The organism is Enemella evansiae (assembly GCF_004362375.1).
Lineage (GTDB): Bacteria > Actinomycetota > Actinomycetes > Propionibacteriales > Propionibacteriaceae > Enemella > Enemella evansiae.
In genome coordinates, this window is the sequence record NZ_SNXA01000011.1 from 68,429 (window position 1) to 80,957 (window position 12,529).

The 12,529-nt window shown below is 68.2% G+C and carries 8 protein-coding genes; 6 read left to right on the plus strand and 2 right to left on the minus strand.

Annotated features, from left to right (window positions below; all coding sequences use genetic code 11):
• Positions 1-474: 474 nt before the first annotated feature.
• From C8D81_RS14955 to C8D81_RS14970, 4 genes are read left to right on the plus strand one after another with little or no spacing between them, the layout of a single operon-like run.
• On the plus strand, positions 475-1,242 hold the full coding sequence (locus C8D81_RS14955; protein WP_229237973.1) for an ABC transporter permease: 768 nt from the start codon (positions 475-477) through the stop codon (positions 1,240-1,242).
• On the plus strand, positions 1,232-2,161 hold the full coding sequence (locus C8D81_RS14960; RefSeq protein WP_229119640.1) for a carbohydrate ABC transporter permease: 930 nt from the start codon (positions 1,232-1,234) through the stop codon (positions 2,159-2,161). Before C8D81_RS14955 ends, C8D81_RS14960 begins: the two co-directional genes overlap by 11 nt.
• Positions 2,162-2,189: 28 nt before the next feature.
• On the plus strand, positions 2,190-3,821 hold the full coding sequence (locus C8D81_RS14965; RefSeq protein ID WP_094406985.1) for an extracellular solute-binding protein: 1,632 nt from the start codon (positions 2,190-2,192) through the stop codon (positions 3,819-3,821).
• A 3-nt stretch (positions 3,822-3,824) separates the two neighbouring features.
• Positions 3,825-5,765 (plus strand): DUF2264 domain-containing protein, encoded by a 1,941-nt coding sequence (locus C8D81_RS14970; RefSeq protein ID WP_094432058.1) that lies wholly within the window; start codon positions 3,825-3,827, stop codon positions 5,763-5,765.
• A gap of 12 nt (positions 5,766-5,777) precedes the next feature.
• Here C8D81_RS14970 and C8D81_RS14975 read toward each other — a convergent pair whose 3' ends face one another.
• The gene (locus tag C8D81_RS14975) at positions 5,778-7,175 is read right to left on the minus strand and encodes an alpha-L-fucosidase (RefSeq protein WP_208109321.1); all 1,398 of its coding nucleotides are present in this window, start codon (positions 7,173-7,175) and stop codon (positions 5,778-5,780) included.
• 345 nt (positions 7,176-7,520) lie between these two features.
• On the opposite strand from C8D81_RS14975, the gene valS reads away from it, so the two are divergent.
• Together valS and C8D81_RS14985 are read left to right on the plus strand one after the other, a co-directional pair.
• Positions 7,521-10,106 (plus strand): valine--tRNA ligase, encoded by a 2,586-nt coding sequence (gene valS / locus C8D81_RS14980; RefSeq protein WP_133626349.1) that lies wholly within the window; start codon positions 7,521-7,523, stop codon positions 10,104-10,106.
• Positions 10,107-10,131: 25 nt separating this feature from the next.
• Positions 10,132-11,151, plus strand: coding sequence for a zinc-dependent alcohol dehydrogenase family protein (locus C8D81_RS14985; protein ID WP_133626350.1), 1,020 nt, complete (start codon positions 10,132-10,134; stop codon positions 11,149-11,151).
• Between the two features lie 41 nt (positions 11,152-11,192).
• Here C8D81_RS14985 and C8D81_RS14990 read toward each other — a convergent pair whose 3' ends face one another.
• Positions 11,193-12,512, minus strand: coding sequence for an MFS transporter (locus C8D81_RS14990; RefSeq protein WP_094355910.1), 1,320 nt, complete (start codon positions 12,510-12,512; stop codon positions 11,193-11,195).
• Positions 12,513-12,529 lie beyond the last annotated feature (17 nt).

Sequence of the window (12,529 nt, forward strand, 5' to 3'; positions counted from 1 at the left end):
CATATGGGGCCTCCGTATCGACGGTGAGTAAGCGATTACTATCACAGCATCAGGTGAGTCCGCCACCGAATAGCCTCAATTTCCCTTTGTTGAAGCGATCTATTGGACAGGTCGGGTGCAACCCATTGACAGCGCTTTCCCGGCGTACTAGCTTTCGACAGCAATCGCTTACTAGCGATGGCACACCGTCGAGGATGACGCCGGGAGGATTGCGGTGACGACAGCACCTGTCACGAGCAAGACGCGGGCCACCGAGCCCGAGCAGCCACAGGCTGCGCCCGAGTCCCGTCGAGCCCGCCGATCCCGCAACCGGGCCGGGAGGCAGCCGAAACAGTCCTTCGCGGTGCGGCTCCGCCGCGACAGGACGATGCTGCTGCTGGTGCTGCCCGGCTTCCTCTACTTCGTCGTCTTCCACTGGTTGCCGATCCCCGGCAACATCATCGCCTTCGAGACTACCAGCCCTATCTCGGTTTCGTGGACAGCGTCTGGGTGGGTCTGGACAACTTCACCGCGGCGTTCGCCGACCCGATGTTCTGGGCGGCGCTGCGGAACACGCTGGTGATCACCCTGATGCAGCTGGTGCTGTTCTTCCCGGTGCCGATCGCGCTGGCCCTGATCCTGAACAGCATCATGTCACCGGCGATCCGCCGGTTCGTGCAGAGCGTGGTCTACCTGCCGCACTTCCTCGGCTGGGTGATCGTCATCTCGATCTCCACGCAGATCCTGGGCGCCACCGGTGTGGTGCCCAATCTGCTCGATTCGATGGGACTCCCCCGGTTCAGCCCGATGAACAGCCCGGAGTTCTTCCCGGTGCTGGTCACCCTGCAGCTGATCTGGAAGGACGCCGGCTGGGGCACGATCATGTTCCTCGCCGCGCTCGCCAACATCGACGACGAGCTCTATGAGGCCGCCGCCGTCGACGGTGCGGGGCCCTGGCATCGCACCTGGGCGATCACGATCCCCGGCATCATGCCGATCGTCGTCCTGCTGCTCATCCTCAACCTGGGCACGGCCCTGTCGGTGGGCTTCGAGCAGATCGTGCTGCAGCGCGACAACGTCGGCGCCGAGGCAGGTGAGGTGCTCGACACCTATGTCTACTTCAACGGCATCGTCGACGGTCAGTGGGGCACGGCCGCGGCCGTCGGCCTGGTCAAGGGTGTCGTCGGACTGTTCCTGGTCCTCGGGGCGAACAAGCTGGCGCACAGGTTCGGACAGGATGGGGTGTACTCCCGTGACCGCTGACGTATCGACCACCGGGTCCAGCACGGGCCGGGCCCGCACCCGCTGGGTCGCGCAACGCCCTGTCTGGATGGAGAAACCGAGCATCATCGGCCAGGGCCTGAAGGGCCTGGTCCTGCTGGCGGTCTGCTTCGCGGTCATCTATCCGTTCGTCCTGGTGATCGGCACCAGCCTCTCCACCCAGGAGGAGATCGCGGCGAAGAACGGCTTCGTGCTGTTCCCGAGCCGGCCGACCCTGGCGGCGTACGAGCTGATCTTCGCCGGCGGGATCGTCACCGACGCCCTGGTCCGCAGCCTGGCCATCACCCTGGTCGGCACGGCGGTCTCGGTGACCCTGACCGTGATGATGGCCTACGGCCTGTCCCGACGCGGGCTGCTCGGCGGCGGCTTCTTCCTGATGACGGCGCTGCTCACCATGCTGTTCACCCCCGGCATCATCCCCACTTTCCTTGTGGTGAAGGAACTCGGGCTGTTGAACAGCTATGCCGCACTGATCCTGCCCACCGCGGTCTCCGCCTTCAACCTGGTGATCATGCGCTCGTTCATCATGAACCTCCCGACCGAGCTCACCGAGGCGGCCCGGTTGGACGGCGCCGGCGACCTGCGCATCCTGTGGAATCTGGTACTGCCGCTGTCCAAGGGCGTGATCGCGGTGATCGGCCTGTTCTATGCGGTGGGTTACTGGAACGCCTTCTTCAACGCGATGCTCTATGTGAACAGCGACAAGTGGCCGCTGGCGATGGTGCTGCGCCAGTACGTGCTGCTGGGCTCCTCGCTCGAGAACACCACCGAGATCGGCGCACCCAGCCAGGCGATCCAGATGGCGGTGGTCGTGATCAGCGTCGTCCCGATCCTGTGTGTCTATCCGTTCCTGCAGAAGTACTTCACCAAGGGCGTGCTCACCGGCGCCATCAAGGGCTGAGACCTCCCGGTCACCAGAGAGGAAAACCATGTCATTCACCAACGTCGCCGCCGATCGGCGCACCTTCCTCAAACTCACCGGAATGGGGCTGCTCGCGGTCTCCGGTGCCGGCTCGCTGGCCGGCTGCGGGCAGAAGGAGGCGCTGCAGGCCTCCAACGCGTCTGCGGTCAAACTGCCCACCTACGTGCCGGTCGAGGCGCTGAAACCCGACCTGCCCGGCACCGCCCAGGGCGTACCCGCCGCGTACTTCAACTATCCGAGCCCGCCGACCCGGACCGTGACCACTCCCCCACTCAAGGGCGAGACCTTCTCCGCCATCACCAACATCTTCGGTGCCCCGCCGAATCCGCGGGAGAAGAACCCGACCTGGCAGGCGATCGAGGAACGGTTGGGCGGCAAGCTCGACATCACCGCGGTCTCCTCCGATGACTTCAAGACCAAGGTGAACACCACGATCGCGGGCAATGACATCCCCGACCTGATCCTGGACGACGGCGCCTCCATCCCTGACATCATTGGGTTTCTGGAGGCCAAGTGCCAGGATCTCACCCCCTTCCTGTCCGGGGACGCGATCAAGGAGTACCCGAATCTCGCCGCGATTCCCGAGATCTTCTGGAAGCAGACCGTACGCGCCGGGAAGATCTACACCCTGCCGATCCCCCGCAGCCCCGTGGGTGGTCTCGGTATCTATCGCAGCGACCGATTCGCCGAGGTCGGTATCACCGACACCTCGCAGATCAAGAACGCCGATGAATACCTCGAGGTGATGAAGCAACTCACCAACGCCCAGGCCGGCCGCTGGGCCTTCGGCACCAAGGCGTTCGGCATGTCGACCTTCCTCCAGCTCTTCGGCGCGCCGAACCAGTGGCGGGAATCCGGCGGGAAACTGACCTACTACCTGGAGACCGAGGAATATCTGGAAGCGGTGAGCTTCGTCCGGAAGGCCGCCGCAGCCGGTTACATCGTGCCGGGCAGCGAATCCTGGACGAACTCGCAGCGGAGCAACGCTTTCATCAGCGGCCAGGTGGCGCAGATCTACGACGGCATGCCGGCCTACGTGAACGCCGGTGGCTACGGGACCACCATCAAGGATGCGAAGCCGTTCCTGCCGTTCGCCGCCGGTGGCGGCAAGCCGATCGCGTGGCTGGACAACATCCTGTTCGCCAGCACCATGGTGAAGCGGAACGACGAGCAGAAGATCCGCAGCCTGCTCGGGGTGGCCAACTTCCTCGCCGCCCCGTTCGGCAGCGAGGAGTTCATGCTGCTCAACTACGGCCTCGAGGGCACCGATCACACCCGCGACGACCGGGGCAATCCGGTCGCCAAGGCCTCGGCACTGGCGAACACCTCGGTGCCGTGGAAATTCCTGGTCGCACCCGACCCCGCGCTGTACGTCCCGCAGCAGGAGGCACTGACCAGGAACGCCCATGCGGCGTACTCGACGCTGGTCCCACTCGGTGTGGAGAACCCGACCTCGACCCTGTTCAGCCCGACCAATGCCCGCAAGGGCGGCACCCTGCGTACCGCGGTCTCCGACACGGTCACCGATCACATCACCGGCCGCAAGACCCTCGATGATGTGAAATCCGCGATCCAGACCTGGCGGACCGGTGGCGGTGACCAGATCCGGGCGGAATACGAGCAGGCGCTGGCCGGCTGAGCGATGGGGGCTGGAAACCGAGCAGAGCTGCGGACCCGCGCAGACTGGACCGCCACCGCCGACCGCTGGCTGAGCGCGATCCGGGAGCGCGGTGGAGATGACCCGGCGGGGGTGGTGCTGCCGGGCCGGGTGACCCGTGACGGGGTACGCCGGGAGTCGATGGAGACGATCTGCCGCAGCTTCCTGCTGGCCTCCGCGCGGATCGCCGGCGCGCCGGCCGGTGATCCGCAGGCGGAGGCCCTGATCGGGTTCTATGCCCGGGCCATCGTCGATGGGACCAGCACCGACCATCGGTCGCGGTGGCCGCGCGGGGTGACCTGCCGGCCGCCGCTGACCGGAGTGACGAACTCGATCGTCGAGGCCGCGAATCTCTCCTTCGGGCTCTATATCGCCGGGGACCGGTTCTGGTCGCGCTTCACCACCGAGCAGCAGGCCCAGTTGCTCGATTGGCTGCGGCACCACGCCCGGTTGGACGTCTGGGGCAACAACTGGCAACTGTTCCCGGCGATGGCCGAGGCGTTCATCCGGTACCGCGGTGGGGACGCGTCCGGGTTGCGCAACGAGCGCCGGGTCGCCCGCGTCGAGGGCTGGTATCTCGGCGACGGTTGGTACACCGACGGCCCCGACCACGCCATCGACTACTACAACGCCTGGGCCATCCACCCCTACCTGTGGGCCTGGTACCGGATGACCGGGCGGAGCGACACCCCGGAGGCGCAGCGGCAGCTGGCGCGGCTGGCCGCCTTCGTCGAGAGCTTCGAGTCCTTCGTCGCCGGCGACGGCGCCCTGGTGCACTTCGGCCGCTCGCTCACCTATCGCACCGCCGCGCTGGCCCCGCTGTGGTGCGCGGAGATCTCGGGGGTGAACCCGCTGGGATCCGCGCGCACCCGCGAACTCGCCTCCGCGGCGCTCGGCAACTTCGTCGGTCACGGTGTCGGCGCCGACGGGCAGCTCAGGCTGGGCTGGTATCGGGAGTTCCTGCCTGCCATGCAGGACTACAGCGGTTTCGGCTCGCCCTATCTGGCCGGTATCGGTTTCCTGGGGCTGGCCCTGGATGCCGAGCATCCGGTGTGGGCCGAGGCGGGTGAACCCCTGTGCCCGGAACCGTTCACCCGGGTGCTGGACGGCACCGGGTTGACGCTCAGCTCCGCCGGTGGGGACGCCCCGGTCGTGCTGATCAACCACGGCACCGATCACACCGACCTGCCGGTGCAACCGCACGGCATCCGCGACACCGACGACCCGCACTACGCCTCGTTCGCCTACTCCACCCACACCGCTCCCGAGGTCGGTGCGGGCTGGCTGGCCGCCGCCGATGGGCACGTCTGCCTGTTCGACGAGCAGGGCCGGCCCAGCCGCCGGGTGAGTCTGCGCGGCAGCACCACCCGGGGGCCGCTGAGCGCGTCGGTGCACTACCCGCAGATCGACGGTTCCCTGCTGCCCCAGGCGTGGATCGTGACCGCCTCGGTGGTGCACCTGGGCACCGAGGTCCGGGCCCATCTGGTGACGGCGCCCACCGCGCACGACCGGGTACGCGAGGGTGCGTTCGCGCTGGCCGGCGACCGCCCGCCGCAGCGGGTGGTCGGTGCGGAGGCGGCGTACGCCCAGGTCGACAATGGTCGCTGTCGGGTGGTGCTCACCGGGCTGCACGGCTGGGACGCTGCCGAGGTGGTGGATCACCGCGACACGAACGCGCTCGGCGTGCACTCGGCCATTCCGGTGCTCACCGCCCGCCGGGACCAGCCGGAGACGGTGCACGTCGCGGTGCACCAGTTGCTGGCCCACGACGCGGACCCGCAGGCCGGACTGGCCGCGCTGCGGGTGCAGGTCGAGGGCACCCGGTTGCTGGTGGAGTGGCCGGCCGACGGGGTCCGGGTCGAGGCGGAGCTGCGGACCGTCGTCGACTGGGACCGGCAACCGGGCCAGGTCGGCGGCGTACGCTGACCCGGCCGCGGTTCACATCCGGGCGGCCTCGCGGCGCCTGGCCGGGGCATCCGGCGCGCCCAGCTCCAGCTCGATCACGAAGGCCCGCTCGGTGACCAGGTCGGCGGGGATCCGCACATCGACGTAGCTGGCGTCGTCCAGGTCGAGACCGAGGTCGGTACGCCGCAGCTCGAGTTCCCGGCCGGAATCGAGGATCCGGGCCGCCGTCGGAACCCGCTCGGCGTCGCCGGGGAACCGGAGCCGCGCGATCCCGGTGACCGGCCGATTCAGCACCGTGAGGAAGATCCGGTCGTCGGTGCCGGTGAGCCAGCCCATCCCGGTCGGATCGAGGTCCACATGGCCCGCGTCGTGGATCGCGGCGGCATGGGCCGCGACCCAGGCGCCGAGCTCGGTGGCGATCTGCCCCTCGTGGGCGGTCATCCGGCCCGCGCCGTCGGGACCGAAGTTGATCACCAGGTTGCCGTCCATCGAGCGGCAACGCATCAGCAGCTCGATCAGGTCGTCGGTGGTCTTCAGGTAGTCATCGCCGGTGTCCCGGGTCCAGCCCCAGCCGTTGGGGCCGATGGTCATCACACAGTCCCAGTCGTTGCCGGCCAGCATCGCGTGGTCGGCGGGCAGTTTGCGCTCCCAGCCCTGCTCGTAGTCGCCGAGCAGCGCACCGTTGGAGTCGAAGTGCCGGGCGCCGTGCTCGTCGTTGCGGAACCGGGACCCGATGATCAGGCCGGGTCGACGCTCCCGCAGCTCCCGTTCCAACTGATAGGTGAACTCGTGGGAGGCGATCCACGCCTTCCCCCAGGTGCCGTCGAACCAGAGCCCGCGGGCCGCCGGATAGCGATCCAGCAGTTCCAGCAGCTGGCCGCGGGTGTAGCTGAGGAACTCCTGCCAGGCCGCGCGGCCCGCGTCGTCGGTAGGCACCTGGTCGGAGTAGCCGGGGTGGTGCCAGTCCAGCACCGAGAAGTAGAGGAAGACGTCGATACCCTCCGCGGTGTACGCGTCCACCACTTCGGCGACCAGGTCACGGCCCGCGGCCGGTGAGTTCGCGATCGAATAGTCCGAGTGGGCGGTCGGCCAGAGCGCGAACCCGTCGTGGTGCTTGGTGGTGAAGATGACGTACCGGGCGCCGAGCTGCTTGGCCTGTCTGGCCCACTGCCGGGCGTCCAGCTCGGTCGGGTCGAACTGCTCGTTCAGCCGGTCGTAGATCGCGGTCCAGCCGTCGGGGGCACTCGGCCCGCGCCAGGCCCGGATCCATTCCGAGGCCGGCGCACCATCGCGGGCGCTGACGCCCTGGTATTCGTTGCCCAGAATGGAATAGAGCCCGAAGTGGATGAACTGGCCCAGCCCGTAACGGCGGAACCGCTGCATCGCCTCGTCCTCGCGCTTGCTGACCTGGCTGCCGTGACGAAGGGGCACCGGCGCACGGTCCGAACGCTGTCGATTCTGCCAGGGGGACGTCGTCGTCATGGGGGCTCCGCGATCCTCGGGTAAGCGTTTTCCGCAGTCTAGCGCATCCGTTCATCGAGTAGCACCGCATGCGCAGCGAAGCGGAGCAATGCGGTGCGTGTCGAGATGAACCGCCGTGACCGGGTTCCTCTCGACACGGTCGCTGCGCGACCTACTCGAGGAGCGCGGTGGTGACGGTCGCTGCGCGACCTACTCGAGGAGCGTGGAGGTGACGGTCGCTGCGCGACCAACTCGCGGGGCCTGTGGCAGGGAACCGATGTGCACGGCTTCCCCGGCCTCAATAAGATTCACCGCATGACTGCTGAGCCCCAGACGACCCGCGTCCCCGACAAGCCCGCACTGGAGGGCCTGGAGGAGAAGTGGGCCGCGGTATGGGCCGAGCAGGGCACCTACGCATTCGTCCGGCCGCAGTCGCGGGAGCAGGTCTTCTCGATCGACACTCCCCCGCCGACGGTGTCCGGGTCGTTGCACGTCGGGCATGTGTTCTCCTACACCCACACCGATCTGGTCGCGCGCTACCAGCGAATGCGCGGCAAGGAGGTCTACTACCCGATCGGCTGGGATGACAACGGCCTGCCCACCGAACGCCGGGTGCAGAACTACTACGGCGTGCGCTGCGATCCGTCCATCCCCTACGACGCCGACTTCACCCCGCCGGCCAAGCCGGACCCGAAGAAGCAGCAGCCGATCAGCCGCCGCAACTTCGTCGATCTCTGCCTGGAGCTGACCGCGGTCGATGAGAAGGTCTTCGAGGATCTGTGGCGCCGGGTCGGGCTCTCGGTGGACTGGGACACCCTCTACGAGACCATCTCCGACGACTCCCGATCCGTTGCCCAGAAGGCTTTCCTGCGCAATCACGACCGCGGGGAGGCGTACCTCTCCGAAGCCCCGACGCTGTGGGACGTGACCTTCCAGACCGCGGTCGCGCAGGCCGAACTGGAGGCCCGCGACTACCCCGGGGCGTACCACAAGCTCGGCTTCGGGCTCACCGAGGCGAGCGGTCTCGACCCCGAGCTGTTCGCCGACGAGAAGGTGTGGATCGAGACCACCCGGCCCGAGCTGGTCGCCGCCTGCGTGGCCCTGATCGCCCATCCCGACGACGAGCGCTACCAGCCGCTGTTCGGCAAGACCGTGACCTCCCCGGTGTTCGGCGTCGAACTGCCGGTGCTCGCCCACCCGGCGGCCGAGATGGACAAGGGCGCCGGCATCGCGATGTGCTGCACCTTCGGCGATCTGACCGACGTCACCTGGTGGCGTGAGCTGCGCCTGCCGACCCGGACCATCATCGGCCGCGACGGCCGGATCCTGCGCGAGCGACCGGAGTGGATCAGCGACGAGCAGGCGTACGCCCAGATCGCCGGCAAGACCACCTTCTCCGCCCGCGAAACCATGGTGGAGCTGCTGCGTGCCTCCGGTGAGATGGCCGGCGACCCGCAGCCGACCCAGCGCAAGGCGAACTTCTTCGAGAAGGGTGACAAGCCGCTGGAGATCGTCTCCACCCGGCAGTGGTACATCCGCAACGGTGGCCGGGACGAGGACCTGAAACAGGCGCTTCTGCAACGGGGCAAGGAGATCCGCTGGGTGCCGGAGCACATGCGGCACCGCTACGACAACTGGGTCAGCGGGCTGAACGGTGACTGGCTGATCTCCCGGCAGCGGTTCTTCGGTGTCCCGTTCCCGGTCTGGTACGCCCTGGACGAGGCCGGTGAGCCGGACTACGACAACCCGATCACCGCCGCCGAGGAGACCCTGCCGGTCGACCCGAGCAGCGACTGCCCGCCCGGGTACACCGAGGAGCAGCGCGGGGAGCCGGGTGGCTTCATCGGCGATCCGGATGTGATGGACACCTGGGCGACCAGTTCGCTGTCCCCGGAGCTGGTCACCGGTTGGACCCGGGACGAGGAGCTGTTCGCCCTCACCTTCCCGATGGACATGGCCCCGCAGGCGCACGACATCATCCGCACCTGGCTGTTCTCCCGGGTGGTTCGCGCGCACTTCGAGTTCGGCACCGTGCCGTGGCACACCGCGACCATCTCCGGTTTCGTGGTCGACCCGGATCGCAAGAAGATGTCCAAGTCCAAGGGCAATGTCGTGGTGCCCGATGAGATCTTGAAGAAGTACGGCTCCGACGCCGTCCGCTGGCGCGCCGCGATGGCCCGGCCCGGTCTGGACTCCCCCTTCGACGAATCGCAGATGAAGGTCGGCCGCCGGTTGGCGATGAAGGTGCTGAACGCCTCCAAGTTCGTGCTCGGCATGGGCGAGAGCGACGGCGAGCCGACCGCCGCGGTCGACCTGGCCCAGCTGGCCCGGTTGCGCGAGGTCGTCGAGCAGGCCACCGACGCGTTCGAGCGCTTCGACTACACCAGCGCGCTGGAGGCGACCGAGACCTTCTTCTGGTCCTTCTGTGACGACTATCTGGAGCTGGTCAAGGAGCGCGCCTACGGTGCCGACGAGACCGATCCCGAGGGCACCGCCTCGGCCCGCTCCACGCTGCGCCGCGCGCTCGGCGTACAGCTGCGGCTGCTGGCACCCTTCCTGCCGTTCGTCACCGAGGAGGTATGGAGCTGGTGGAAGTCGGGGTCGATCCACCGCGCCGCCTGGCCGAGCGTGGACGAGCTGCCGGCCGGGGACGCTGCCCTGGTTGATGATCTGGCCGCCGCGCTGATCGAGATCCGCGGCAGCAAGTCGAACGCCAAGGTGTCGATGAAGACCCCGATCCTGTCCGCCACGCTGACCGCCCCGGCAGCGGCGCTGACCCGGCTGCGGGAGACCGAGGCGGATCTGCGCGCGGTGGGTCGGATCACCGGCCCGCTGGAGTGGGTCGAGGGTGAGCAGGTGGGTGTCACCGCCGAACTGGATGAGCCGCCGGCGAAGCGCTGAGGAGTGCGCTCCCTAGACTGAGCACATGCGCGCCACTCTGCTGAATGCTCCGGGCGATATCAGCGTCGCCGAGGTCGACGATCCCAGGATCGAGGCGCCCACCGACGCGGTGGTACGCCTCAGCCTGAGCTGTGTCTGCGGTTCGGACCTGCACAACTATCGCGGCCGGCGGCCGTTCCAGGCACCGCAGCGGATCGGCCACGAATACTGCGGGGTGGTCGCCGAGGTCGGTTCGGTGGTGGGTTCGGTACGCCCGGGTGACTTCGTGGTCGGCCCGTTCTTCTCCTGCGACAACACCTGCGCGAACTGCCGGGCCGGATTCCAGTCCGCGTGCCTGAACGTGGCGATGTACAACGGCTGCCAGGCCGAGCTGGTCCGGGTGCCGAACGCCGACGGCACCCTGGTCAAGCTGCCCGACCAGCCCGATGCGGCGCTGCTGCCCTCGATCCTGGCCTGCTCCGATGTGCTCGGCACCGGCTGGCATGCGGCGAAGATGACCGGGGTCGCGCCCGGGCAGACGGTGGCGGTGATCGGTGACGGCGCGGTCGGCCTCTGCGGCGTACTCGCGGCGCAGCAACAGGGCGCGGAGCGGATCATCGTCTCCAGCCGGCACGAGGACCGGGCCCGGTTGGCGCGGGAGTTCGGTGCCACCGAGGTGCTCGCGGAGCGGGGCGAGGAGTTCGCCGCGAAGGTGCTGGAGCTGACCGACGGGATCGGTGCGGACGCGGTGCTGGAGTGCGTCGGCACCGAGGAGTCGTTCGCGCAGGCCTGTGCCTCGGCGCGCCCGGGCAGCATCGTCGGCTATGTCGGCGTACCGGTCGGGGTGAAGCTGGATCTGGCGCCGTTCTTCCGGCGCAACATCGGGTTGCGCGGCGGGATGGCGCCGGTGCGGGAATACCTCGACGAGCTGGTCGCGCTGGTGGTGTCGGGGGCGATCGATCCGGGCAGAGTGTTCGACCTGACCCTCCCCCTCGACGAGGTCGCCGAGGCGTACCGGGCGATGGACGAGCGCCGCGCGATCAAGGTCGCCCTGACGCTCGACTGACGATCCCCGAGTAGGTCGCGCAGCGACCGTGTCGAGGGGCCTCAGTCCCGGGGCAGCATCGGGAAGTGTTGGCGTACCCGACGCAACGAGATCAGGATGCCGAGCGCGGACAGGATGCCGCCGAGCATCACATACAGCGAGATCGGGGTGGTGCTGCCGAACTGGCGCAGCAGCGCGGTGGCGACGAATGAGGACAGACCGCCACCGAGGACCGCGCCGACGTTGTAGGCCAGCGCCACCCCCGAGTAGCGGTGCGAGGGGTCGAAGAGGCTGACGTAGTAGGCCGCCATCGGGCCGAAGATGAACGCCAGCCCGCACATCCCGACGATCATCGCCACGTAGACCGCGGCGGGTGCGCGGGTGTTCAGCAGCAGGAAGTAGGGGAAGGCCCACAGCACCTGGAAGATCGCGCCGCCGAGCATCACCTTGTTCAGCCCGACCCGGTCGGCGATCCGGGAGGCGATGAAGCAGAAGATCAGCTGGCCGAGCGAGGCGAACAGCCCGGCCATCAGGAAGATGTTGCGATCCATCCGCAGCACCTGGGTGCCGTAGGCGTTGGTGAAGGTGATGATCACGAAGACGAACAGGTTGAAACCGAGGTTGACCAGGATGCCGGCCAGCAGCATCGGGCCGGCCTTGGCGAAGACGGCGCCGAGCGGCACCTTGGGGGTGTCCGGGATCTCCTCCTTGAGCTCGCGGAACACCGGGCTCTCCTCCAGCCCGACACGGATGTAGACACCGATCACGACCAGCACCGCCGAGGCCAGGAACGGGATCCGCCAGCCCCAGTCGGTGAAGGCCGGGCCGGTGGCGGCGGCGGTGATCTGGAAGGCGATGATCCCGAGCAGCGAGCCCATCGGCGAACCCGCGGTGGCGGCGGCACCGAAGAACGCCTTGCTGCCGGCCGGGGCGTGCTCGGTGACCATCAGGAAGGCGCCGGACTGCTCGCCGCCCATGAAGAAGCCCTGCAGGGTACGCAGCACGACCAGCAGCACCGGGGCCAGCGGGCCGACGGTCTGGTAGGTCGGCAGCAGCCCCATGCCGACGGTGCAGATGCCGGTGGCGACCAGGCAGATCACCAGCATCAGCCGGCGCGAGACCCGGTCACCGAAGTGCCCGAAGACCAACCCGCCGAGCGGGCGGGGTACGAAGCCGACACCGAAGGTGAGGAAGGAGAGCAGTACGCCGGTGAGCGGGTCGGACTGTGGGAAGAACAGCTTGGGGAAGACCAACCCGGAGGCGAGCCCGAAGATCAGGAAGTCATAGAGCTCGATGCCGGTGCCGAAGCTGCTGGCGACCGCCACCCGGCGCACCTGCCGCGGATCGGAATGGGTCTTCTGATCCAGTGACTGTTCGCTCATCGGTCCCCCTCGGCCGC